The 25,337-nt window shown below is 29.6% G+C and carries 23 protein-coding genes; 21 read left to right on the forward strand and 2 right to left on the reverse strand.

The genetic code is table 11. The annotated features are described in order from the left end of the window. The 20 genes from J3U37_RS02750 to J3U37_RS02845 all read left to right on the forward strand — a co-directional run. A partial coding sequence (locus tag J3U37_RS02750) for a DUF2345 domain-containing protein (protein ID WP_267373229.1) occupies positions 1-692 on the forward strand: 692 nt, incomplete at its 5' end. An 18-nt stretch (positions 693-710) separates the two neighbouring features. Then, complete coding sequence (locus J3U37_RS02755; protein WP_267373231.1) at positions 711-4,097, forward strand: hypothetical protein; 3,387 nt, start codon at positions 711-713, stop codon at positions 4,095-4,097. Positions 4,098-4,099: 2 nt separating this feature from the next. Further along, positions 4,100-4,690 (forward strand): hypothetical protein, encoded by a 591-nt coding sequence (locus tag J3U37_RS02760; protein ID WP_187754196.1) that lies wholly within the window; start codon positions 4,100-4,102, stop codon positions 4,688-4,690. Positions 4,691-4,834: 144 nt separating this feature from the next. Further along, the gene (locus J3U37_RS02765; protein ID WP_267373235.1) at positions 4,835-5,440 is read left to right on the forward strand and encodes a hypothetical protein; all 606 of its coding nucleotides are present in this window, start codon (positions 4,835-4,837) and stop codon (positions 5,438-5,440) included. Between the two features lie 2 nt (positions 5,441-5,442). Next, positions 5,443-6,432: a hypothetical protein gene (locus J3U37_RS02770; protein WP_267373237.1), complete on the forward strand. Its 990-nt coding sequence runs from the start codon at positions 5,443-5,445 to the stop codon at positions 6,430-6,432. Between the two features lie 326 nt (positions 6,433-6,758). Then, positions 6,759-7,820, forward strand: a complete 1,062-nt coding sequence (locus J3U37_RS02775) for a hypothetical protein (protein ID WP_267373239.1) — start codon at positions 6,759-6,761, stop codon at positions 7,818-7,820. Between the two features lie 79 nt (positions 7,821-7,899). Continuing rightward, the gene (locus J3U37_RS02780) at positions 7,900-8,907 is read left to right on the forward strand and encodes a peptidoglycan-binding domain-containing protein (RefSeq protein WP_267373241.1); all 1,008 of its coding nucleotides are present in this window, start codon (positions 7,900-7,902) and stop codon (positions 8,905-8,907) included. A gap of 13 nt (positions 8,908-8,920) precedes the next feature. Then, on the forward strand, positions 8,921-10,390 hold the full coding sequence (locus J3U37_RS02785) for a hypothetical protein (protein WP_267373243.1): 1,470 nt from the start codon (positions 8,921-8,923) through the stop codon (positions 10,388-10,390). Positions 10,391-10,406: 16 nt separating this feature from the next. After that, on the forward strand, positions 10,407-11,825 hold the full coding sequence (locus J3U37_RS02790; protein WP_267373245.1) for a hypothetical protein: 1,419 nt from the start codon (positions 10,407-10,409) through the stop codon (positions 11,823-11,825). 307 nt (positions 11,826-12,132) lie between these two features. Beyond that, a complete protein-coding gene (locus J3U37_RS02795) occupies positions 12,133-13,086 on the forward strand; it encodes a hypothetical protein (RefSeq protein ID WP_267373247.1) in 954 nt (317 codons plus the stop codon). Positions 13,087-13,200: 114 nt separating this feature from the next. Continuing rightward, positions 13,201-14,691, forward strand: a complete 1,491-nt coding sequence (locus tag J3U37_RS02800; RefSeq protein WP_267373249.1) for a hypothetical protein — start codon at positions 13,201-13,203, stop codon at positions 14,689-14,691. 310 nt (positions 14,692-15,001) lie between these two features. Further along, positions 15,002-16,420, forward strand: a complete 1,419-nt coding sequence (locus J3U37_RS02805; RefSeq protein WP_267373251.1) for a hypothetical protein — start codon at positions 15,002-15,004, stop codon at positions 16,418-16,420. Between the two features lie 16 nt (positions 16,421-16,436). Beyond that, entirely contained in the window at positions 16,437-17,855 is a 1,419-nt protein-coding gene (locus J3U37_RS02810; protein WP_267336564.1) for a hypothetical protein, read from the forward strand. A gap of 62 nt (positions 17,856-17,917) precedes the next feature. Further along, positions 17,918-18,349: a hypothetical protein gene (locus J3U37_RS02815; protein ID WP_220217512.1), complete on the forward strand. Its 432-nt coding sequence runs from the start codon at positions 17,918-17,920 to the stop codon at positions 18,347-18,349. A gap of 8 nt (positions 18,350-18,357) precedes the next feature. After that, positions 18,358-18,657, forward strand: a complete 300-nt coding sequence (locus J3U37_RS02820; protein ID WP_267373253.1) for a hypothetical protein — start codon at positions 18,358-18,360, stop codon at positions 18,655-18,657. A gap of 54 nt (positions 18,658-18,711) precedes the next feature. Then, positions 18,712-19,254 carry a hypothetical protein gene (locus J3U37_RS02825; protein ID WP_267373255.1) on the forward strand — a complete coding sequence of 181 codons (543 nt, stop codon included), beginning with the start codon at positions 18,712-18,714 and terminating at the stop codon, positions 19,252-19,254. 108 nt (positions 19,255-19,362) lie between these two features. Beyond that, positions 19,363-20,223 (forward strand): hypothetical protein, encoded by an 861-nt coding sequence (locus tag J3U37_RS02830; RefSeq protein ID WP_267373257.1) that lies wholly within the window; start codon positions 19,363-19,365, stop codon positions 20,221-20,223. A 30-nt stretch (positions 20,224-20,253) separates the two neighbouring features. Then, entirely contained in the window at positions 20,254-21,315 is a 1,062-nt protein-coding gene (locus J3U37_RS02835) for a hypothetical protein (RefSeq protein WP_267373259.1), read from the forward strand. A 79-nt stretch (positions 21,316-21,394) separates the two neighbouring features. Continuing rightward, on the forward strand, positions 21,395-22,363 hold the full coding sequence (locus J3U37_RS02840; protein ID WP_267373261.1) for a peptidoglycan-binding domain-containing protein: 969 nt from the start codon (positions 21,395-21,397) through the stop codon (positions 22,361-22,363). Between the two features lie 7 nt (positions 22,364-22,370). Continuing rightward, the gene (locus tag J3U37_RS02845; protein ID WP_267373263.1) at positions 22,371-22,922 is read left to right on the forward strand and encodes a hypothetical protein; all 552 of its coding nucleotides are present in this window, start codon (positions 22,371-22,373) and stop codon (positions 22,920-22,922) included. Positions 22,923-23,358: 436 nt separating this feature from the next. Here the strand turns inward: J3U37_RS02845 and J3U37_RS02850 are convergent, their stop codons facing one another. Further along, positions 23,359-23,898, reverse strand: a complete 540-nt coding sequence (locus J3U37_RS02850; RefSeq protein WP_267373265.1) for an HPP family protein — start codon at positions 23,896-23,898, stop codon at positions 23,359-23,361. A 118-nt stretch (positions 23,899-24,016) separates the two neighbouring features. On the opposite strand from J3U37_RS02850, the gene J3U37_RS02855 reads away from it, so the two are divergent. Beyond that, the gene (locus tag J3U37_RS02855) at positions 24,017-24,586 is read left to right on the forward strand and encodes a TetR/AcrR family transcriptional regulator (protein WP_267373267.1); all 570 of its coding nucleotides are present in this window, start codon (positions 24,017-24,019) and stop codon (positions 24,584-24,586) included. 168 nt (positions 24,587-24,754) lie between these two features. On the opposite strand, the gene J3U37_RS02860 is transcribed toward J3U37_RS02855, so the two are convergent. Next, positions 24,755-25,321: a TetR/AcrR family transcriptional regulator gene (locus J3U37_RS02860; RefSeq protein WP_267373269.1), complete on the reverse strand. Its 567-nt coding sequence runs from the start codon at positions 25,319-25,321 to the stop codon at positions 24,755-24,757. Positions 25,322-25,337: the final 16 nt, after the last annotated feature.

The following is a 25,337-nucleotide window of genomic DNA, read 5'->3' on the forward strand; positions in this document are numbered from 1 at the left end:
CCGAGCCAAAAGCGCAAGGCAAACAACTGGATATGCAAGGCGCGATTACCCAGCTGGAAAATGCCTTATCGATAGCCAAATCACTTCAGCAAGCAGCTCAACAATCGGAAGCCCACGATGCCGACACCGACAGTCAGGACCTGCTCAAGGCCAACTTAACTGAACTGGCCCAAAGTGGCATCTTAGCTTATGCGCAAGAAGGCATTGCATTAACCAGTCCGGAAAACATCCAGCTATCAACCGGTAACAGCGTGAGTATCACGGCGGAAAACCAAACCGACATCACGGCATTAAAAAACATCACGGTATCATCGGGAGAAGCAATAGGGTTATTTGCCCACAAATCGGGGATGAAGGTTTTTGCCAATCAAGGGGATATCAACCTGCAAGCCCAAAATGCCAACCTGAATATGGCCGCAAAACAAGATATCAACATTGACAGTGTTGACGGCAAACTGACCATTACCGCCAGCAAAGAGCTAACCCTAATCTGTGGCGGCTCGTATATCAAAATCAGCAGTAAAGGCATAGAGCTTGGCACACCAGATAACGTTAAGCTTAAATGTAATGTGATGCAGAAGATGGGGCCGGCGAGTAATGATCTAACAGCAAAATTGAATAATGATAATAAAGAGCTTGAATTACTGCTAAAAAAACATATAAGTTTTAATTCAAAAAGCTTTTCGGAATAAGTTATAAGGAAATAAGAAATGGCTATAAAAAAAGTAACTAACTTTATTTTTCCCGTTGGCACAAAACAGCTCACCCAAGATGCTTACTATAAAGCACTATCTGAGGCCGACAGTGGATTTTACCCGTTTGGTGACAATGGAATATGGCATGGTGGTATTCATATTGATCAATCAGTTTTAAATAAAATCGGTAATGATGAAAAGCTAGTATGCATGGCTAACGGTGAGGTTATAGCTTATCGCGTTAATGAAGTTTATCCTAAAATAGTGTACAACGATAATGTTCAAGTACAAACTCCTTATAAAGATCTCCAAAAAGTTGCCTATTTTTCCTCTGGCTTCACCTTAGTTAGGCACTACTTGCAGATGCCTAAAGTTGCCGATTCAAATGAGACTGGACCAGCATTGACTTTATACAGTTTATATATGCACCAGCTTGACTGGTATGGTTATGAGCAAAAGAAAAAAGACTATGGTGAAATTAAATATCCGCATTACTGGCAACCTGTGTCAGGCAAAGTCAATGAAGAAAAAGCAGAAGCTATTTATGGTAGTGTGATACGAGAAAACGGTAAGGATTCAAAGGCTGTTGGATTATTACTGAAAGGTAGTAAAGTGCGTTTAAGTGAACAAAAAAAAGGGAAGTCTGGATGGTATAAAATCACTTCAATAACTCAAGGTATATTGGTTACGACAAATGAATTTAAAAATGAATTAGGGTCTACTTCGGGTTATGTATGGAAAGGGGATATAGGAACGAGCGATACAGACAGACCGACCGGAAATAAAGCGGAAGCTGATAAAGATTATGAAGTATGTCGGGAAGATAATTACAAGGTAGATGCCCCTGAAAAAGAAGTGAAAGGAATTGCCGTTTATGAGGCTGCCGATGATAAACAAAAATTAACATATTTGCCAATAACAGCGACTTTCGAATTCGATGGTCAAGAAAATGGCTATGCTAAAATTCGGAAAATTGAGGGTTGTTCGATTCCGCCTGCTTTAGTCGTTGAAAATGGTGAAGAGGATGCACCTCATAAAGGCTATGTTAAGATGGAGTCAGTGACTTTAACAGCGCTAAAACCTGAAAATTTGAATGAAGTCATTGTACTAAAACAACCCATAGCAATAAAAAAAGGTGATTTTATTGGTTATCTTGGACATAATGTAAGCCAAAGCCAGCGTTTTGATGAGTTCAAAGAACCTGCATTATCAACCGTTAAGCGCACATCAGATGATAAATTACCCATATTAACACATATTGAATTATTTACCTGTGATGATTTGCCGGCTTTTATCGAAAAAACAAAAGCGTTAGCCAACAATTTACCTGAATATGAAAAAACGATTATTTTAGTCGAAAAAAATGCTCAATTAATTCAAGCTACCCAACCCACTGGTTTTTTACATAAAGGATTGGGTGTAAAATTTATTAGCCATACTAATAGTTATTACGTAAAAATCAAACCAGAATATACTTTAAATTTATCCATCATCCCCTCTTTGGACACTAAAACTGGAGAGATTATGAAAGGTAATGGTAAAAGTTACTATTTAACGCAGGAAGATAAAAAGAATCTGTCTGAATGTTACAAATTAGAATATCCCCAATTAATCGAAAGTGATATTCCTGATAAAGTGGAAATTGTCAATGATGTTTTTGCAGATAGTACAATCCTTAATAAAGATATGACGACATCATCTATTAAAATACGTTTTAGTCCAGAAAACGTGTATTACTGGATAGCATCAAAAGATGTTTCCCACCTTATAGGTCTAGACGGGCAATTAAATAGCACAATAGATTATTGGAATAATTTTCCGTTATCATTAAATAATTTACCAGCAGCGACCGACTATAATACTGTTTATTATCCTAAAACAATTTCTCTCAATTCTTCATTAGAATACGATGAAAGTTTTATGGCGATCGATGATGCTGAGCCTGATGTTATTTGGCGATATATCCAAGCGGGAAACAATCAAGGTATTCCTATACAAGGTTGGATAAACACAAAAAAAGGTGCACAACAGCACATAAAACTCGTTACACCATGGCATTGGCCAGGGTTTAATACTATTGAAGAAAAAGCCACTATTGGTGAGTTATCCAATAAAGTTAGTAAGAATAAAGTGGCAAAATTGGATTTAGCCGATTACACACCAATAATGTTTGCATTACATGAAATCTTGACTCAATTACCATTAAATTTAGTAATACTAGGACAACAACCGCCTCCTTTTAATCGCAAAAATCTAAAAGAGGGATTACGTAACGCTTGGACAGCAGAGCTGATAGGGCATCTGTTAGTTAAATATGAAAGTGAATGGTATGCAGACGAAGCGCTATCGAAATGGAATCAAATAGATGATTTGTTTGAAAAAGAAAAACAAGAGAAAAAAGATTTCATATCAAAAGAGTTAGATAAGATTGGAATAACTAATCCATTTGAACGAAATATTGCATTACAAAAGTTAGATGAAGCTCATAAAAATGCAAAGAAAAACTGGCAAATCGAAAAAGAAAAGCGAATAAAACCCTCGTTATGGTGGAAAGGCGTTGCCGACAAACAATCCTCTCAATCAACCAATACTAACAATGATGCACCGACACTAACTAATCTATCAAAAGACGGCAAAGCATGGTTTATTCATCCCGTCGCAATGGTGGATTATTTTCCTGGAGCGGGAATTGTGACTTATCATATCTATCATGATGGAAAAATCGAAAAGCATATACCTGAAAAAATACTCCCCAGCTATGAACAAAAATACAAATATGTCTATCATGATAAGAATAAAAAAATACATGAGTTAGGTATTTTTACTGTTTATGTGACTAAGGCTATGGCGAGAGGAAATATTCCGCAAGAACATGACGTGGAATTAATTAATGTTAAGGAATTTGAAAATGGATACATTTCATCTGATGGTAGTGTTAAAGCAAAATTTGCAACATTTAATAGTGATCATAATCGATGGTATATAAATCCTAGTTGTTTTGCTGGGTTGCTCGGAGCTATGTTAGAACTAAATGCTGATTATTTAGGCTTTAACGGATTTAGCACTCATGACGCTAAGTCTGTAGAGAGCCAATCTCATATTAATGGGATTGCAGGAGACCTAAGGTATATATCAGAAAATAGAAATGGTGAGCCAATGTTGCTGTCTTATTCAACTTTTGATTTCGATGAGCAAGAAAAATTTAATACTGCATTATATAAATTTGGTTGGGCTAGAACGTCGTTAATGTATTCGGAATATTTTACATATAAGAAACAATCAAATACTTTACTTAAATATACAAAACATATGAAAAAAGATCCGCCAAATGGATATAGACATCATCATCATTTACATATATGCGGTTTTGATTTTAACTTAATTATAAATGTACAGGATTAAAAATGATCAGATTTCAATTTTTCTATATATGTATTTTATTAGTCTCGTTCTTTTCTTTTGCAGAAGATAAAAATCTTAATAATATCCTTTATGAATTTAAAGGATATTCAAAAAAAACATCTTCCTATCATTCTTTGAAAGACTTTTTTGCGGATAATAATCAAATATATGATGAAAAAAATCCATTGAATGCGCTTTTTGATCCCAATACACCTTTATTAAGCATGGTTGAGCATAGAAAACCTTACACAGGTGAAGCTATATTATTTAAAAAGCTTCCGCTTGATAACAAGCTAAATGTGTACCTTTTTGCTTATTGGGATCGTAATGATCAAGATTCATATTATAACCTTCCATCTCTTGAATTACAGATTTTTGATAAGAGTAATCAACTGATTAGTAAAATGATTGTTGTGGATGGTGCACAAGCAGAGTGCTCAATCAATAAAAGAACACGTATTTATAAAAATAAGAAATTTGAAATAATAGAATCAGAATATTGCATTGATATAGAAACAGATAAGCTTATGACTGAACAACATAAGGTAAGTTATTATTTAATTGATAATATGGGTAATATTAATTTTGAATAACGATTGTGACAAAGTTTAAATTAGACTAATCAAAGGCATTTTATCATCACCTTTATTTTTCTATATTAAATAATATTCTAATAAAAAATACAATATTAATTAAGATGTTGTATTAAGCATGAATAACATTGAGGAAATTTAATAATGAAATATATTCAAAGATTTATCATAATCTGTCTATTATCATTATTTAATGTAAATATTGCATTGTCAGAAAATTATAAGAGTGATTTACCTTACTATCATAAAATTAAATTACCCTATTCTTCCAATCAGTTAAAAAAATATTATTATTGGGGAGAATATGGCTTATATCTTTCCCCTAATATGCCATTTCCATTAAGATTTACCAATAAAGAATTTTCATTTAAACCAAAATTATTTGAATATCTTACTAAAACAACTTTTTATTTTCCTCATTGTTATTTTTATTATAAAGACATTTTATATAAAGGCATTATTCAAATGGCTATAGGTGAAAATGATGAGAAAGTTTTTACTTTTCAATTATATAGTTATGGTAATAATGGAAATTTGATTGATGCTATACTTTTGTACAAAATTCAAAATGGCGAAATATCCTATTGGAATGATTTTATAATAAAGCCTGATGGTAAAATATTAATAAAACAACATCAACAACAAAATCTATTTGAGCTAGATGAAAATCCAAAAGATAAAAAAATTTATACCAAAGAAAAGAAATATCAAATGAGTTCTTCAGGCTTTTTTAACACAATAAAGGATTAGTAATGAAAAATTTATTGTTTATCCAAATAGTTTTATATTTTGTCAGTTTTTGCTGTTATGGAGAGGAAATTAATGTTATTGAGAACTATAAAGGTAAATCTTTTCTTAACGCGATAGATATCTCTAAACTAGCAAAAGATTGCGAAAAAACCGATAATTTTTGGCATATTACAAATACTGAACGAGAAGAAATACTTGAGCGTTGTCCAATTAATCAAATGGCTTCATATTTTGATAATTTATATGACGTTATTAGAAATAATATTGTTATATATGATGTTGATGATTTAAAGCTTACTATTAATAAAAAAATCTATAATAAAACCGTTAATAATAAAATATATCCAGTTAAAGAGCTTAACTTATCTCTTATTCATGAAGGAAACCTTGAAGATAAAATTATACTGGCAAATAGTTCTTATGATGTTGAAGGTTATTATTGGTTAAGTAATCAATACTATTATATATCACCTAATATGGATATTTATATATTATTGGCAAAAGATGTCGAAACCAGTATAAAACCAATAATTTGGAAGCATTACCAAATAGATAAAAAAAGTTTACAGTTTCAACTAAAAGCATTATTAATTGACGAAGGTTATAAATATCAAATTATTTATCCTGATCAATTTAAAATTCTCGAAGGTTCGCTTGAAACTTCAAAATATCAAATTAATAAACTAAAAACTTGTTATCGAGAAGAATACTCAACCAGTTGTAGTATAGAATCTTATCGTTACTATCATAATATTTTATCTCAAAAATTAAATTTTCTTAAAACTAAAAATCCTCATGCTAAAGAGTTCATGGAAATAATAGATAAAGAAATCAATATGGTGTGTTTAACTTCACAACCTCCAAATTATCAGGATGAAACGAAGAATTTTACCTATAAGATTACCAAATGCTTAACAGAACAACTACATCAAAAAATAGAGGACATAGATCAAAAATTGGCGGAATATTATCCTCACCAAAATATTAAATAGTAATAACTTCTACAATTTTGATCGTTTAGTAATACTGTTTTACTAGTGCTTGACATGTAAATGGAAAAAGTATTGCCACAAAATACATTAAAAAAGTTAAAAATTTAACTGATTGGGAAAAAGATAAAGAATTTGTTAAGGCTTTGGCTAAATTCCATTTTGGAACGTTTCGAATAGGAGAAGATATTTATGACTTATTTAAAGATATATCAGGAGCAGTAAATGGATACAGATTACATAATAGCCATTTGCATACAGAAAATTTTGATTTTAATACCATTAAAATAATTGGATAATCGAAGAGTTAAATTAGAAGGTTAAAGGGAATGAAAAAGAATTTTTTAACTTTGATTTTATTGTTTATTTTCTCTATAGGAATTGTTCATTCAAATGAATCACCGGATATTTGGGATTATTATAAAGTTTCAAAAAATTCTGTTTCTGGTAATAAATCAGGTTATAGCAGAGAATTTTTAACGCAAAAGTATCCGCGAATTAAACTAATATTAATTGATGGAAATATTATAGTTGATACAATTTGTCTTATTCACTATGAAACATCAACAAATCTTACTACACCTTTATCTTATTGGAAAACTCCAGAAAAAGTAGAAAAATATAAAAAAATTTTTTCAGAAGAAGGGATCCTTTTAGGAGATCAATTTGAGGTAATAAAATTTCCTAATAATCATGAAGATAAATTATGCTTGGAAGAGGGTTTAACTGATTTAATAAAGATCGATAATTATTTTGTTTTTCTAACTAAGTCAGATTACTTATTAATATTTTCGAAGCAATTGAAAAAAAATAATGAATCGCCCATAACTTATCGAGGATTTAATTATAAGATACCAAATCGGGAATTTAGTTGGTTTGGTCATCCCATGTTGACAAATAAAAAAATTGTAGAGGAAATGAATAAGAAGTGTGATTTTCCCGATGATGGATCTTATTATAATTCTTACTTTGCCAATGAATGTGATTTAAACGAATTAGGTCAATATTTTGGTAAAGTTAGTGACACTTTATTTAACAAAAAGAAAGAGATATATCAAAAAGGAGAATATCGATACAATTTAACTAAAAAGCAGCATGGAGAGTTTGATTTCGAAATATTTTTGAATATTGAAAAAAATAATAAATTAATAGATAAGTTATCAATTTTTAAAGAAAAAATTTTAGAATCGGCTGCTTTTTCACAGAATTACTATATTGATAAAAATTTTAAAAATATTTGGTTATTAAATTATGTTGGTAGTGACGATACACAATATATTGAAAAATGGAGACATTATAAAATAGATAATAGTGGGCACTTCAAGTTATTGGAATCGATTTCATGTAAGCGTCGTGATAGACAAAGAGTTGTAAAATGTCACAAAGATTAAGAATGTCATCGTTAAAGTTTTGCTACCTCATAAGAAAATTTTAGGTTTGTGAACTATCGGCTAAAGTTGTGTAGATTAAATGGCTAAACTCGATTTAAAAGATTATAGCCCGGCAATGAAAGAGGCAGAAGACAGCTCAAAGCAACAAACAGAAACTTCATCAACGCCAGCCACCTTGAGTCAAAATGGAAGGGTGTGGTTTATGCATCCTGTATCTATGATAAATTATTTCTCTGATAATAAGATTCTTTTCCAAAAAGGCGATAAAGATGAAATAATTCGAGAAATCAATATCCGCCTTGCCGGTTTTGGTGGCAATGTCCCGACTGATGAGTTTACGGAAAGAACGGAAAACATGATCAAACAGTTTCAACGCGACTATATGAAAGTTGAAGAAACGGGAGTTGTTGATATGCAAGTAATTGAAGCGATTGATAAGTTTCAAGAGGAATACCCAATAGAAACATATTTTGCTCAAGCTAAGTGTAAATGTTCAACTTTTACTAATCTAAAAGAGCCAACTTGTGATGGATTTGGTTTAAATAAAACTAATAATGGAAAAACAGGTAAAAATTATGCATCAGGAATTGAATATCCAGGCTTACATAGAACTTTGTTTTGGGTATTACGAAGCATTATGTTTTATATTGATTCAGATGAAAGATATCAACATTTGACAGTTGATATCGTATCTTCTGGTTATAGATGTTGGACGGATAATAATTATCATAATCGAGTAAGTACTAATCATATGGGTAAAGCGCTCGATATCCATATAATTAAAAAAGAAAAAGCGAAATCTGAACACACCAACGATGAAAGAATAGTTTGTTGTGATTTAGTTAGAGATATTTTGACGGAAAAAACAAATGCGGAATATAGATGGTTTCATTCTAATGGCATTGCTTTAGAAAATAGTTATACAAGGTATCATCCAAAAAAAGGACGTGATAATAAAAGTATAGCGAGCAATTGGGTTCATTATGATGTTCGCGTGTTTGAGAGTAAATTTTTAGAAAATCAGTTTTTTGTGAAAACAGAAAAAGATGCCAATGGTAAATATTTAAAAGAGTTGGTTAAAAATTAGAGGAACTAAAAATATGCATGGGTTTTATCTTTCTTTAATTAAAAAGAATATAATGTTAATAAAAATTGTATGTTTATTGTATGTTTTTTTTAATTTTTCTAATGTTCATGCTAAAGATATTGAGCAACCCGACTGGATTTTAGATGAATATGTTGAAAATTATAACCTAATGAACAAAAATAATTATAACTTTGATTATTTAAACAATTTGAGAGTTAAATTAGTCAATAACATCATTTATATTAATAATAATCAATATAATGTTAGTGTACGTCAGATATCTGATATATCCCAATTACTGACAAAAGACCTAATAGAAAAACCAATCATTAACGAATTTATTTTACCAACAGGGGGGATAAATTATTTACAATTTGAGAGTGTTTTAGATATTAATTTAGCTAAATTATTATTACCAAAAGACAGATTGATTTTAGGCAAAGGACAGTTGTTATTTATAAATGAATCTTTAGTTGCGTCTTTTTTAAAACCTAAAGACAAAAATTCATTTCTAACATTAGCTAATAAATTTCCTGCATTAGATCTACCAATTAATTCTCAAAGCTCAACTGATTTTATTAAGGATGAGAATTATCACAATTATCCTCAAAATATATCAAGAAGTTATCTATACTATTTAAAATTATTTGATAACAATAGTTTATATGAACAGTTAAATAATTATTTAACTAATTTAAATGGTATAAAATTACCAAAAATAAATAATGTAATAAATCCAATCTTAATCATTGGCACTCAAGAGAATGAAGAAAAAATAGTTTATCTTTACCTTTTCTCCGAACAATTTAATTATTCCGATAAAATTATATTGTCTTCTCAAATTGGTATGACAAGACATAATCCTGCAACAGGTGATTTACCAATCGGATTTATTTATTACAATATTGATAAAAACTATTTTATTGAGCGCCACCAGCGTTTTGAAGATGAAACAATAGAAGTACAACATTTTCAGGTGACGAAAGAAGGGAAGTTTCAGGAGTTACCTGTCACTTCAAATTGCTACAGTGAATTAGCGGTTAAAGATAACAAAATACATTCAACAAAAAGCCTTTTACTAACTAATAAACAAGCAAATAATTATATGCGCTTTGAAAGCAACATATTCAATGAGCTTTATGATATTACACTAACCTTAAATCCTGCTGATAAAAAGCTTTGTGTTAATTATCAACAAGCCTATTCATTTACCTTTGGTAAAGCAAAATCAAAACAATTATTTGGTAATGAAAAACACTATCAACAGCAAGTTGAAAATTTTAAAAAATTTAATATAGATATTAGTAATGAGTTGGAATATATCATATTTGACAATATCGACAAATCACCATTATCTAAATTTCTACTAAATGGAAATAAAGCGATTTATATGAATGAAATGCTCTTTATTGTGGGTGAAGATTATCTCGCAGCCTACAGACAGCCTACAGAAAGTGAATTAACCTATCAAGAAATGAATTAGGATTAAGGTTAACAATATGAAACAAAGTAATTACTATTTTGTATTATTTTCTCTAATATTGAATTTAATAGCATCATCAGCGATAGCTGATGAAAAAAAAGCGCCAGATAATTGGGGAATTATTTATGATATTAGTGATTCATTAGTAAATGAAACAACGATTGATTTTGATATAAAATTACGAAGTAATAAATTTTATTTTAATAATCAGTCGTTTTTGATTGAACGTAATACGATGCCTGCAGAAGATTTTTTTATAAGCAATAATATAGAAAAAACATATTTTGCTTTAAAAAAGCAGCAAGCATTATTAGAGTATAATTATAATATTAAATTAAAAGATAACATTACTTATCTTCAATTTGATAAAAATATTGATAATAGCCTATTAAAACAGTATGTAACACAAAACCGGCAGGTAGTATTATTGGATGATATGCTGCTTTTGTTTGGAAACGAAGGTAAGCCAGTATTTTATTCAAAACCTTATTTTGAAAAAGAATTTATTAAACAAGTTCCTCAATTGCCCATAATCAATGTTCCGTTTAATGCAAACGATGCTTTTATTTTATATCGAGACGATGTATTAAAAAATTTATCCATTCATTTTAAAAATTTTTTAGATCTTCCTTGGTTTGCAACAGATATATTCGGAGCAAAGTACCCTTCTATTTCACCTCTTATAAATCCAATATTTATTGATGTAGGTTGGGATAGTGGTGATATTGATTCATATTTATATCTGTTTTCTAATGATTATAAGGTTCTAGATAAACTGTTGTTATTTAGTTATATAACTACAACTCGAGGCGGACCTGGCGGTAGCGGTTACCCTGTTGGTTATCGTTATTTTACGATAGATAAAAACTATTTAATTGAGCGTCGCCAACGTTTTGAAGATGAAACAATAGAAGTACAATATTTTCAAGTGACAAAAGAAGGAAAGTTCCAAGAGTTACCTGTCACGTCAAATTGCTACAGAGAATTAGCGGTTAAAGATAACAAAATACATTCAACAAAAAGCCTTTTACTAACTAGTAAACAAGCAAATAATTATATGCGCTTTGAAAGCAACATATTTAATGAGCTTTATGATATCACACTAACCTTAAATCCTGCTGAGAAAAAGCTTTGTGTTAATTATCAACAAGCCTATTCATTTACCTTTGGTAAAGCAAAATTAAAACAGTTATTTGGTAATGAAAAACACTATCAACAGCAAGTTGAAAATTTTAAAAAATTTAATATAGATATTAGTAATGAGTTGGAATATATCACATTTGACAATATCGACAAATCACCATTAGCTAAATATCTACTAAATGGAAATAAAGCCATTTATATGAACGAAATGCTCTTTATTGTGGGAGAAGATTATTTCGCAGTCTACAGACAACCTACAGAAAGTGAATTAACCTATCAAGAAGTGAATTAGGATTAACGTAATGAATCTTTTCCTATTATAAGTTTATGCGGTTTTGTCATATTAAAAAGTAAAAACAAGTCAAAAAGAGTTAATTAAGTAATAAAAGAAGATGCGATTAACTAAGTTTGAAGCTAAATAAAATGTTGAAGAAAGGCATTATAAATGGAATGAGCGAAGAAATTTAAGAAAAAAAGTAAATAGCAGAAAATTTTCATAACAAAAGAATTCGATGAATGTTTTTGTACTGATGCTACAACTTTACATAAAGAAAAATTAATTACATTTATTTATTGTTAATTTATGGTTGAGATTAATAATGTTTAAAATTATAAGTAGGTTTGTCGGGTTATTTTTGTTTTGTTACATCGCAATAATAGCCAATACAGAAGCAAAAAATAACGCCAATGATTCGGTAAAAGATGAAACAATAGAATGGCAATTCATTAATATTAACTACCAATCTAATTCTACAACTGACTTTGAGCTAATTGACCAAATTTACAGAAGCTTAAAAAAAATATCTGTTAAAAGTAATAAATATCAATTAATATTTGATGATAAATACTTGTTAAATATAAAACAAAATAAAGCCAATTTTGCAGCAAATATTCAGAATTTATTACACAAGGAATTGAAACGACTAAATTTAACTAATGATCAGCAAGATAATCAGAATTTTATAATTGAAACATTACCAGATCAATATAGTTTAAATGAATCATTAGTGTTAAATTCTGACTATCTTTTCTTATTTTATAATAACAATATTATTTTAACATACAAAAATAAACAGAAGGTGCGCAATGGGTTGGCAAATATATATAATCAATTACATACTGTTACTCTTCCATTAAATGATAGTTATTGGTCACCAGAAGAAAATGATGGTTTTACACCTATACCCAATGAGTTTAATTATTTTTTTAAAGGTATGCTCGATGACGATTACCTTAAAGCAATAAAATTAAAAGAATATAATAATATAAAATTACTTTTATTATCTTCATATTCTCTTTCGGGTTCACCCCAATTATCATTAGTCAGCCTTTCCAATGAGTTTAATTTCATTGATCGATTGGAGTTAGGTGAACATTTTGAATTAGAGGATGGGGGTGTTTGGAACAAATTCCTTATTGATAAAAATTACTGCATCACAATACAAAAAATCGAAAGCCCTTATGATGGCTCTAAAAGACAAACAATTTTATTAAATCGAACAAAATATGTTATTAATGAAAAAGGAGTTTTTATTAAGTTAAAGAGACAATAAATTTTGTTTGGCTGTTAAATAAATTTTAAAGGTTAAGCAATTAGTATAAGTTTGCTAATTAATGAATAACTATGGAATGAAGATTTAAAAAAATGGGAAGAGGGATGTGCCGATATGATAAGTACAAGGAAATATTATTGGTTAAAGAAATTTTTTTGTTTAATTCTCATTTTTATTTTTTATCCTTATTGTTATGCCAAAAATATAAATAGAGATCAAACATACTGGATTTTGGACAAATATGTCAAAAATCATGAGATAAAAAAACACAGTAACGAGGATTATTTAAATAACCTCAGAGTTAAGTTCGAAAATAATATATTCTATGTAAATGATAGTAAGTATTCAGTCATTCTAGGAAAAGCTGAAAACATATCTAAATTAGTACCAGAAAGCTTATTGCATACTGATTTACTTGAATATTTCACTTTACCCAAAAACGAAATAAATTATATACAGTTTGATTCTTCAGTAGATAGTGAGTTTTCTGAGCTATTATTACCAGATCTTAAGGTAATTTATTTGAATGAAGAGTTAATTTTTATTAATCAGCAAATGGCTTTATCTTTTATAAAATCAGTGGGTCAAAATTCATTTAAAAAGATTAGTAAAACATTTCCATCTCTAAAACTACCATATAATTCCCGAATTACGGGAAATTATGTATGGGATAGCAACTATAATGATTTTTATTATTCTATATTCAACGAAAATAAATTTTACACGCAAAATATTCCCCGAAATTTTCTTAATTACCTAGAATTAACTAGTAATAACAATTTAAGCGCACAATGGAACAATTATATAGCTAATATTTCAGGTATAAAACTTCCCTTTATTCACAACAAAATTAGACCAATTTTAATTGAAGGGATTCAAGAAAATGGCGAGAAAATAACTTATCTCTATTTATTTTCAGATAATTATATGTTGCTTGATAAGCTTCTTTTAAGAAAAGTAGATGGATTAACTAGAAAAGAATCTCAAATAGATGATCTTGCCCAAGGATTTATTTATTTTGAAATTGATGAAAACTATCTCATTGAACGTCAACAACGTTTTGCAGATGAGACAATTGAAATACAACATTACAAAATTACCAAAGATGGAAAGTTTAAAGAAATACCCGTAACATCAGATTGTTATAAGAAATCTACCTCTAAAGACGATAATCCTCAATCTAAAAAAAGCCTTTTGTTAACGAGTAATCAAGGGAATAACTATTTGCGTTTCGCTGATGGCTTAGAATATGATGAATTTGAAAGTACGATATTAACCCTTATGCCAAATGAAAAAGTTTTTTGTATTGATTATCAGCGATCTTTTCCTATTACTTTGGGTAAAATGAGTTCAAAGAAATTTTTTAATAATAATGAATTATATCAATGGTATATTGAAAAATTTAAACGTTACAACATTGATATAAGTGAAGAGTTGCAATATATAACAATTAATAATATTGAAAAAAAAACCATTTCAAAATTTTTATTAAATGGAAATAAGGCGATTTATATGGAAGATACTTTATTTATTGTGGGTGAAAATCATTTCGCAGCTTACAGACAACCAAATGAAAAGCAAATAATTAATCAGGAAAACAATTAATACATTTAAAAAATAGATAGCTGAAGATTTTTATCAATTAACTCACTAAAACAGGTGATACTGCTGACAAGGATTGTGTTTTAGATGAAAAACGCCATTAAGAACGGAATATTTGTCTTAAATTGCCCAAAACAAGTTAGACAGAAAAAATAACTAAAAAGAGTTTTTAACAATGAGGCAACATCATGGGTACATTTTGATGTCAGAAGTTTTGAACTAGATTATTTGAAAGATGAATATTTTGCTCAAAGCGTTGAACAAGTCAATGACGCATCAATGCAAAGATTAATTACTAATAAAGGTTAACAATATGAAACAAAGTAATTACTATTTTGTATTATTTTCTCTATTATTAAATTTAATAGCATCATTAGCGATAGCTGATGAAAAAAAAGTGCCAGATAATTGGGAAATTATTTATGGTATTAGCAATACATCTGTAGATGAAACAACGATGGATTTTGATATAAAATTACGTGGTAATAAATTTTATTTCAATAATCAGTTGTTTTTGATTAAACGTAATACGATGCCTACAGACGATTTTTTTAAGAGTAATAATATTGAACAAGCATATATTGATTTAAAAGAACAGCAAGAGTTATTGGAGCATAATTATAATATTAAATTAAATGATAACATTACTTATCTTCAATTTGATAAAAATATTGATAACAGCCTTTTAAAACAGTATGTAACACAAAACCGGCAGGTAGTATTATTGGATGATATGCTGCTTCTGTTTGGAAATGATGGTAAGCCAGTATTTTATTCAAAACCTTATTTTGAAAAAGAATTTATTAAGCAAGTCTCTCAGTTGCCCAGAATCAATGTTCCGTTTAATTCAAACGATGGTTATATATTATATATTGATCGAGTTTCAAAACAAATATCTCTCCATTTTAAAAATTTGTTAGATATTCCTTGGTTTGCAACAGATATATCTGGAGCAAAGTACCCTTCTATTTCATCTATCATAAATCCAATATTTATTGATTTAGGCAGAGATAGTGGTGAGACGGATTCATATTTATATCTATTTTCTAATGATTATAAAGTTCTAGATAAACTGGTATTATTTGATTACCGGACTACAACTCGGGGCGGTCCTGGCGGTAACGGTTACCCTGTTGGTTATCGTTATTTTATGATAGATAAAAACTATTTTATTGAGCGTCGCCAACGTTTTGAAGATGAAACAATAGAAGTACAACATTTTCAAGTGACGAAAGAAGGGAAGTTTAAAGAGTTACCTGTCACTTCAAATTGCTACAGTGAATTAGCGGTTAAAGATAACAAAATACATTCAACAAAAAGCCTTTTACTAACTAGTAAACAAGCAAATAATTATATGCGCTTTGAAAGCAACATATTTAATGAGCTTTATGATATCACACTAACCTTAAATCCTGCTGAGAAAAAGCTTTGTGTTAATTATCAACAAGCCTATTCATTTACCTTTGGTAAAGCAAAATCAAAACAGTTATTTGGTAATGAAAAACGCTATCAACAGCAAGTTGAAAATTTTAAAAAATTTAATATAGATATTAGTAATGAGTTGGAATATATCACATTTGACAATATTGACAAATCACCATTATCTAAATTTCTACTAAATGGAAATAAAGCAATTTATATGAACGAAATGCTCTTTATTGTGGGTGAAGATTATCTCGCAGCCTACAGACAACCTACAGAAAGTGAATTAACCTATCAAGAAGTGAATTAGGATTAAGGTTAACAATATGAAACACAGTAATTACTATTTTGTATTATTTTCTCTATTATTAAATTTAATAGCATCATCAGCGATAGCTGATGAAAAAAAAGTGCCAGATAATTGGGGAATTATTTATGGTATTAGCAATACATCTGTAGATGAAACAACGATGGATTTTGATATAAAATTACGTGGTAATAAATTTTATTTCAATAATCAGTTGTTTTTGATTAAACGTAATACGATGCCTACAGACGATTTTTTTAAGAGTAATAATATTGAACAAGCATATATTGATTTAAAAGAGCAGCAAGAGTTATTGGAGCATAATTATAATATTAAATTAAATGATAACATTACTTATCTTCAATTTGATAAAAATATTGATAACAGCCTATTAAAACAGTATGTAACACAAAATCGGCAGGCAGTATTATTGGATGATATGCTGCTTTTGTTTGGAAAAGATGGTAAGCCAGTATTTTATTCAAAACCTTATTTTGAAAAAGAATTTATTAAACAAGTTCCTCAGTTACCCACAATCCATGTTCCATTTAATGCAGATGATGCATTTATGCTATATCGAGACGGCGTATTAAAAAAGTTATCTATTCATTTTAAAAATTTTTTAGATCTTCCTTGGTTTGCAATAGATATATTCGGAGCAAAGTATCCTCCTATTTCATCTATTATAAATCCAATACTAATTGATGTATTCTGGGATAGTGGTGAGTCGGATTCATATTTATATCTGTTTTCTAATGATTATAAAGTGCTAGATAAACTGGTATTATTTGATTATCGGACTACAACTCGAGGCGGTCCTGGCGGTAGCGGTTACACGGTGGGTTATCGTTATTTTACGATAGATAAAAACTATTTTATTGAGCGTCGACAACGTTTTGAAGATGAAACAATAGAAGTACAACATTTTCAAGTGACAAAAGAAGGAAAGTTCCAAGAGTTACCTGTCACTTCAAATTGCTACAGTGAATTAGCGGTTAAAGATAACAAAACACACTCAACAAAAAGCCTTTTACTAACTAGCAAACAAGCAAATAATTATATGCGCTTTAAGAAAATTACATTCGATGAACTTGATGATATCACACTAACCTTAAATCCTGCTGATAAAAAGCTTTGTGTTAATTATCAACAAGCCTATTCATTTACCTTTGGTAAAGCAAAATCAAAACAGTTATTTGGTAATGAAAAACACTATCAACAGCAAGTTGAAAATTTTAAAAAATTTAATATAGATATTAGTAATGAGTTGGAATATATCACATTTGACAATATTGGCAAATCACCATTATCTAAATTTCTACTAAATGGAAATAAAGCGATTTATATGAATGAAATGCTCTTTATTGTGGGTGAAGATTATCTCGCAGTCTACAGACAGCCTACAGAAAGTGAATTAACCTATCAAGAAATGAATTAGGATTAAAGTAATGAATTAGGATTAAAGTAATGAATCTTTTCCTATTATAAGTTTATGCGGTTTTGTCATATGTTAGTAAGTTAGACGCAAGCAAACAAGAATCAACAAAACAAGGCTTAGAGCAACTAAGAAAAGATTATCAAAGTTTTCCGAAAAATGATAAAGAGGAGTCTGAAAAGAAATTAACATCGGAACAACTTAAATTATTGGGTTATATAAATAAGTTAGAAGAGAAATATAAGTTATGGGAAAAAACCAAAGAAAAAGCGACAAAAATGCTTTGGTGGGACGGTGTAGCCAAAGGTTTAACTAAGCAGAGTCAAAAGACAAAACAAAGCGACACTGAAAAAGATAAGACAGAGGACAGCTCAAAGCATCAAACAGAAACTTCATCAACGTCAGCCACCTTGAGTCAAAATGATAAAATAATTGAAAACTGGCTTTTTACCGAAAAAATGTGTGGGCAACTAAAGCTGAATCTTGGCATAATTTAAAAAGAAGAATGTTCCATGTCGAACTTAATTATAAAAGTCCAGATGTTCCTACTGATAATCAATATCAAGCCCTTGCAGATTTTTATATTGAGGCTTCGGATATTGAAGGATGTTGGCCAATAATAGTACCTCATATAGAGGTTGATAGGGGTATTGCAAATGGTCATGGTGATCTTACTGATTTTGATTATAATAAATTTTACTCTATTTTAAGGAGTAGAAACGTACCCATAGATGATATTCCACATTTTGAACATGACAGATATTGGGGATATAACAAATCAAAAATCCCATTTGCTAACGATTAATATTCATGGCCACCAGTTTTAAAAGGCAACCCTCACGGTAAATAAGGATATTATATGAAACAATTAATTTTATTATTATTGATATTACCTAACTTATTATTTGCTCAGGAAATATATAAAACTTCTTCTAATCAACAATATTTATCTTTAGGTAGTACGGAAAATGGTAAGCAAAATTTTTTAAATCTTAAAAATGGGATGATTGATTGGATAAGTCAGTCAGAATTACTGCAAATGCAACAAGTAGATATTTTATCACCACATGTTTTTTGGGATAAAGTCAACAAAAATTCTATAGGGTTCCATGCGAGTGGTTATGAACCTTTTTGGAATGCCATAATAAGTAAGAATAAATTGCAATTTCAGTTTAATAAAGAAGAAAACGTAAATATTTCTATGGATATAACGTCTTCTTCTTTAACAAGTAATTTTGTGACAATTTTTCATTCTAATAATGGTATATATGGTTTAATTCGTGGCCTTCCAAATGGAACTTTTTGCGAAGCAAATCTTGATAAACCGGCTTCAATCTATGAAGTTTTTATCGACTATAAAGGTGAAATATTTGAGGGTTGTGCACATTTAGATAAATTATAAATAAAATAATAAAAGTTAATACACCTAATCTGTTTTATATCGATTCATCTCAAAGCTTGGTTTATTTACCCCGTCGCAATGGTGGATTATTTTCCTGGAGCGGGAATTGTGACTTATCATATCTATCATGATGGAAAAATCGTGAAGTATATTCCACAAGAAATCGTAATAGGCTATGAACAAAAATACAAATATGTTTATCATGATAAAGATGATAATAAACATGAAATTTGTATTTGTGAATGGCATACCATTAATAAGAAAAAGTTTACAAAACATCCTACAGGAACATTTAAATATCCAGATCATGGAACTGTGAATGAAATTAAAACTAACGTTAGCGATGGGTATATTGTGGCTAGGGCGAAATACACAAATGGTGATATTCATGAATGGATAAAAAAAGAAGCAGGTATAAGTATTTATGAAAGACTAACTATGACTAATGGGAATATTGCTGAATATGGATATCATGAAAGTCAAAAAAAAGCAGTATGGAAAAAATATGAAAAACTGGAGGAAGAAGCCCAAATGGTTCGAATGCTGGATAGTCTTAACTATGAAAGTAGTGGTGTAATTATAAAATATGAACTTAAAGAAACTTATCGAAAATATATAAATTCAGACTTACTGGCAGGTTTTATAGGCGCTCTGGCGGAGATTAAAGAAAATATTATAGTAACGGGTAGTGCCTATGAACAAGGCTCTTGTTTTCCTAGTTCTTTACATGTAAATGGTCTGAGTATTGACACAAAATACATTAAAAAAGTTAAAAATTTAACTGATTGGGGAAAAGATAAAGAATTTGTTAAGGCTTTGGCTAAATTCCATTTTGGAATGTTTCGAATAGGAAAAGATATTTATGACTTATTTAAAGATATATCAGGAGCAGTAAATGGATACAGATTACATAATAGCCATTTGCATACAGAAAATTTTGATTTTAATACCATTAAAATAATTGGATAATCGAAGAGTTAAATTAGAAGGATAAAGGGAATGAAAAAAAATTTTTTAACTTTGATTTTATTGTTTATTTTCTCTATAGGAATTGTTCATTCAAATGAATCACCGGATATTTGGGATTATTATAAAGTTTCAAAAAATTCTGTTTCTGGTAATAAATCAGGTTATAGCAGAGAATTTTTAACGCAAAAGTATCCGCGAATTAAACTAATATTAATTGATGGAAATATTATAGTTGATACAATTTGTCTTATTCACTATGAAACATCAACAAATCTTACTACACCTTTATCTTATTGGAAAACTCCAGAAAAAGTAGAAAAATATAAAAAAATTTTCTCAGAAGAAGGGATCCTTTTAGGAGATCAATTTGAGGCAATAAAATTTCCTAATAATCATGAAGATAAATTATGCTTGGAAGAGGGTTTAACTGATTTAATAAAGATCGATAATTATTTTGTTTTTCTAACTAAGTCAGATTACTTATTAATATTTTCGAAGCAATTGAAAAAAAATAATGAATCTCCCATAACTTATCGAGGATTTAATTATAAGGTACCGAATCGGGAATTTAGTTGGTTTGGTCATCCCATGTTGACTAATAAAAAAATTGTAGATGATATGAATAAGAAGTGTGATTTTCCCGCTGATGGATCTTATTTTAATTCTTATTTTTACAATGAGTGCGATTTAAACGAATTTGACGATTATTTTGGTGAAGTTAGTCAAACTTTATTTAACAAAAAGAAAGAGATATATCAAAAAGGAGAATATCGATACAATTTAACTAAAAAGCAGCATGGAGAGTTTGATTTCGAAATAATTTTGAATATTGAAAAAAATAATAAATTAATAGATAAATTATCAATTTTTAAAGAAAAAATTTTAGAATCGGCTGCTTTTTCACAGTATTACTATATTGATAAAAATTTAAAAAATGTTTGGTTATTAAATTATGTTGGTAGTGACGATACACAATATATTGAAAAATGGAGACATTATAAAATAGATAATAATGGGCACTTCAAGTTATTGGAATCGATTTCATGTAAGCGTCGTGATAGACAAAGAGTTGTAAAATGTCACAAAGATTAAGAATGTCATCGTTAAAGTTTTGCTACCTCATAAGAAAATTTTAGGTTTGTGAACTATCGGCTAAAGTTGTGTCGATTAAATGGCTAAACTCGATTTAAAAGATTATAGCCCGGCAATGAAAGAGGCAGAAGACAGCTCAAAGCAACAAACAGAAACTTCATCAACGCCAGCCACCTTGAGTCAAAATGGAAGGGTGTGGTTTATGCATCCTGTATCTATGATAAATTATTTCTCTGATAATAAGGTTCTTTTTCAAAAAGGCGATAAAGATGAAATAATTCGAGAAATCAATATCCGCCTTGCCGGCTTTGGTGGCAATGTCCCGACTGATGAGTTTACGGAAAGAACGGAAAACATGATCAAACAGTTTCAACGTGACTATATGAAAGTTGAAGAAACGGGTGTTGTTGATATGGATGTAATAACGGCAATTGATGAATTTTCTGTTGAATACGATTTACCAAGCGATGAATGGGTAAAGAAGCCTTCTTCTGATGATCAACAAATGTTTTGTCCATGTGGTTTGTGTGATGGATTTGGTCAAAATAGACATAAAGATCTGTATTATGGAGCACAGTTAGAATCAACGCATAGATATGAATATCCTGGTATACATCGATCACTTTTATGGGCACTAAAAGCTGTAATATTTTATTTAAAAAAAGAAAATTCAGTTTATAGTTTCAGAAAAATTTCATCGGGATATAGATGCTATGATAGAAATCTTCAAAAAAATAGACGGACTACAAACCATAAAGGTAAAGCTTTAGATATACATTTTAATAAAAATGGTTTTAGAACAAGATTATGCGAAGATATGGATAAGTTGAGAAAAGATATTTTTAATAAATATTTAGGAGCTAAGTGGGATTGGTTAGCTGGACAAAATAATATCTTCAATTTGGAGTCTGCGAAAAAAGGTGCAAAAAGCTGGGTGCACTATGATGTACGGCAATTTGATCAAATTTTCCTAAAAGATGAATATTTTTGTAAAGATTCAGAAACATTAAATGGCAAACCTCTAGTATCATTAATAATTAATGGGTAATAAGTATATGAAAAATAAATGTTTATTGATTTGTTTGTTATTTTATATAATTTCTTTTTTTACTTATGCGCAAGAACCGTATATAGAAAAAGATTCAAATAAAATTTTCCGTCACAATAAAAAAAATGTTTGTTTTGTAAAAAGTGAAGATCGTTTACCATTAAATAAAAGTCATAGAAATTCAAAGTATAAGCAAACAAATATGGAAAGTTGTAAAGTTGAAGATTTGGAATTATGGAATTGTGAAATAGATTTTCGTTATATACCTTTACCATCAAAAAATAGTATTGATATGTTATTAGTACCAATGGATTGTGGCGATTTCCCGTATAGGTTATATTTAATAACAATAAAAGATCATCAAATCCGCTCAGAATTATATGTTGAAGGAGAGTGGTATGAGCCAGGATACAGTGAAGATATGATTGAGAAAACGCATTTTAACATCTCAAAAGATTTTATCATTACCGTTACAACTGAATATGATAATAAGTTAACAATTAAGCATTACTATTTAAACGATAATGGATACATTGAAGAAAAAAGCAATGATAATTAAATAAACAATAAAACAAACTTCAAAAACGTTCAAGATAATAATAAATGTGTTTTTGGGGGGGAGTGAAGTTAAAGTAATTTGTATTTTTTCTTTACTCAGAATTAAAAAAAGCGAAATATATAATAGTTTTTAAATTAAAACACCGAACCCTTTAATTGGGGAGATTTTATAATCTTCTTAATTGAAATTCATATTGCTTGAATATCTAATGTGTTACTATTTCCGGTTATGGATATTTTAACTGAGTAATCGGGTGGGAAAGTTCCGCACATAATATTTAAGCGAGCTATTTTAAAAATTATTTAAAACAACAGTGGTTACTGCTTTGTCTTTTCCGAAATGTTAACCGCTGCATCGACATCACTATTAGCTATAGTCTTTGCACCTTTTTGCTAAGCTATCCAATAAATATTTATCTCAATTAAAGGCATATTTATTACTCGTTCTTTTTATTATTGAAAAATGCTAACCAATAAACTGGCCACTTACTTTTTGATAGTAGATTGTTAACCACATAGGCTATTATTACTAAAGAAAGGGAACCTGAGAGCACAGGAAACAACAAAAAGTTGAAATCGTAATTAACCTGATTTGCTGTTAACAATATAACCAATGGATTAGCGCCTGCTGGTGGATGTACACATCTAAAGAATTGCATTGCTGCAATAGCGCAACCTACAGCTAAAGCAGTAACAAAAGCTGAATTACCAAACAATTTCAAACATACTAAACCAATAAATGCTGATATAAGATGCCCTAAAATTACATTTCTTGGTTGTGCAAGAGGAGACTGAGAAACAGCAAATAAAATGACACAAGAAGCCCCAAACGGAGCCATTATAAAATAACAGCCTGAATAGATCGTCAGACACTCCAGCGTTAAAATTGCCAAAGTCCCGCCTAACAGTCCTTGAAATAATTCAAGTAATTTAGGCCTACTAGGTAGTTTTTCACTACCCAAAAAAAATAATTTCATTAATTGTTTTTCCTTGTAAGTTATAATGTATGACAAGATAATAATGTGAACAGATCTGTACGCAAATTCAATGGTAGTACAGATCTGTTCATTTTACAATTTATTTAGGTGATTTATTTTGAAAAAAACATATGAATTAATTATAAAGACTGCTGAAAAACTGTTTTATCGAACTGGTTTTTCGAGTGTAGGCGTTGATGATATTAGGGATATGTCAGGCTGCTCTAAAACCACTTTATACAATCATTTTGGAAGTAAAGATAAACTTATAGTGGAAGTATTAAAACATAGAGACTCAATATTCCGTTCAAAGCTTGAGGATTCTATTACAGGGCTTAATGGAAAAAATGCTATTTTGGAAATATTTAAATTGCATAAAAAATGGTTTTCCGAAGTGGATTATAACGGCTGCTTATTCATGCGAGCAGTAGAGGAAATGCGTGAAACCTTGCCTTGCGTATCAGATATACTTAAAGAGCATAAAGAATTTGTTAAAGGCCTAATTTATTCAAAACTTGAAGATTATTCTGATAAAGAGTCTTTGACAAATAAACTGATTGTGATTCTTGAAGGACTTATTAATATTGGTGTGGAGTATAAAAATGATAAGAATCTTAATGATCAGATTGAACAAGATGCCATTAATTTAGTGTTGGATCTGTTGGATAGGAATTCAGTGGGCAAATAAGAATGCTAAATTTAAAGTAAATATAAAATTTTCTCCTAGAATTTATCTAAACCACAAAGATGAGAGCTGTTCACTTTAGAGTGAAGCGCTATCATATAATCAACGGCTGATAATTTGTGAAATTGATATATGGTAAGTATAAAAACAAATCTAATTGTAAAAAAGAAGTTATGGAGTAAATATCTTCAATAATGTATTAATAGTTAGATGAAAATAGGAGTCATCTTGCAATCCTTTTGCAGAAATATAAGCACCTTGCAAAGCAGACATTAAGAGCGTTGCTGCTTCTAATGGTGCAAGAATATTAGAAATACTACCATCAGCAATCCCAATTTTTATAAGACTTTCTAGCGTTTTCTTCATAGACTCAAATCCACGATTAACCTCTGACGCTAACTTTTTGTTTTCCATAATAGCTCTATCTCGAGCCATTTGACCAACCACACATCCTCTATCTATATTACGAGCTTTAAATAACAGATCTGAGAGTTTATTATATGCTTTTTTATCTGTATTTAGCACTGAAGCACTAAAACTTATCAGTTGATCGACATTATATTTTATTGCATATAGGCACAGATCCTCTTTACCATTAAAATAATGATAGAGGCTACCTTGACCGACTTCAGCACGAGTCAAAATATCTCTTGGGCTAGTAGCAGCTAGACCTTTTTCTAATAGGAGCTCAGCCATAGCTTTGATCAACTTTTCTTTAGAATTTTGTTTATTATTCATTTTCACCATAAAACAC

The sequence above is a fragment of the Gilliamella sp. B3172 genome (assembly GCF_026536465.1).
Taxonomy (GTDB): Bacteria; Pseudomonadota; Gammaproteobacteria; order Enterobacterales; family Orbaceae; genus Gilliamella.

Excerpts from the sequence above, each read along its gene's own strand:
- J3U37_RS02840 (WP_267373261.1), top strand. The coding sequence starts at position 21,395 with ATGGCTAAACTCGATTTAAAAGATTATAGCCCGGCAATGAAAGAGGCA.
- J3U37_RS02755 (WP_267373231.1), top strand. The coding sequence starts at position 711 with ATGGCTATAAAAAAAGTAACTAACTTTATTTTTCCCGTTGGCACAAAA.
- J3U37_RS02800 (WP_267373249.1), top strand. The coding sequence starts at position 13,201 with ATGATAAGTACAAGGAAATATTATTGGTTAAAGAAATTTTTTTGTTTA.
- J3U37_RS02785 (WP_267373243.1), top strand. The coding sequence starts at position 8,921 with ATGCATGGGTTTTATCTTTCTTTAATTAAAAAGAATATAATGTTAATA.
- J3U37_RS02770 (WP_267373237.1), top strand. The coding sequence starts at position 5,443 with ATGAAAAATTTATTGTTTATCCAAATAGTTTTATATTTTGTCAGTTTT.
- J3U37_RS02845 (WP_267373263.1), top strand. The coding sequence starts at position 22,371 with ATGAAAAATAAATGTTTATTGATTTGTTTGTTATTTTATATAATTTCT.
- J3U37_RS02810 (WP_267336564.1), top strand. The coding sequence starts at position 16,437 with ATGAAACACAGTAATTACTATTTTGTATTATTTTCTCTATTATTAAAT.
- J3U37_RS02850 (WP_267373265.1), bottom strand. The coding sequence starts at position 23,898 with ATGAAATTATTTTTTTTGGGTAGTGAAAAACTACCTAGTAGGCCTAAA.
- J3U37_RS02835 (WP_267373259.1), top strand. The coding sequence starts at position 20,254 with ATGAAAAAAAATTTTTTAACTTTGATTTTATTGTTTATTTTCTCTATA.
- J3U37_RS02760 (WP_187754196.1), top strand. The coding sequence starts at position 4,100 with ATGATCAGATTTCAATTTTTCTATATATGTATTTTATTAGTCTCGTTC.
- J3U37_RS02765 (WP_267373235.1), top strand. The coding sequence starts at position 4,835 with ATGAAATATATTCAAAGATTTATCATAATCTGTCTATTATCATTATTT.
- J3U37_RS02795 (WP_267373247.1), top strand. The coding sequence starts at position 12,133 with ATGTTTAAAATTATAAGTAGGTTTGTCGGGTTATTTTTGTTTTGTTAC.
- J3U37_RS02805 (WP_267373251.1), top strand. The coding sequence starts at position 15,002 with ATGAAACAAAGTAATTACTATTTTGTATTATTTTCTCTATTATTAAAT.
- J3U37_RS02820 (WP_267373253.1), top strand. The coding sequence starts at position 18,358 with ATGTTCCATGTCGAACTTAATTATAAAAGTCCAGATGTTCCTACTGAT.
- J3U37_RS02780 (WP_267373241.1), top strand. The coding sequence starts at position 7,900 with ATGGCTAAACTCGATTTAAAAGATTATAGCCCGGCAATGAAAGAGGCA.
- J3U37_RS02775 (WP_267373239.1), top strand. The coding sequence starts at position 6,759 with ATGAAAAAGAATTTTTTAACTTTGATTTTATTGTTTATTTTCTCTATA.
- J3U37_RS02790 (WP_267373245.1), top strand. The coding sequence starts at position 10,407 with ATGAAACAAAGTAATTACTATTTTGTATTATTTTCTCTAATATTGAAT.
- J3U37_RS02860 (WP_267373269.1), bottom strand. The coding sequence starts at position 25,321 with ATGAATAATAAACAAAATTCTAAAGAAAAGTTGATCAAAGCTATGGCT.
- J3U37_RS02825 (WP_267373255.1), top strand. The coding sequence starts at position 18,712 with ATGAAACAATTAATTTTATTATTATTGATATTACCTAACTTATTATTT.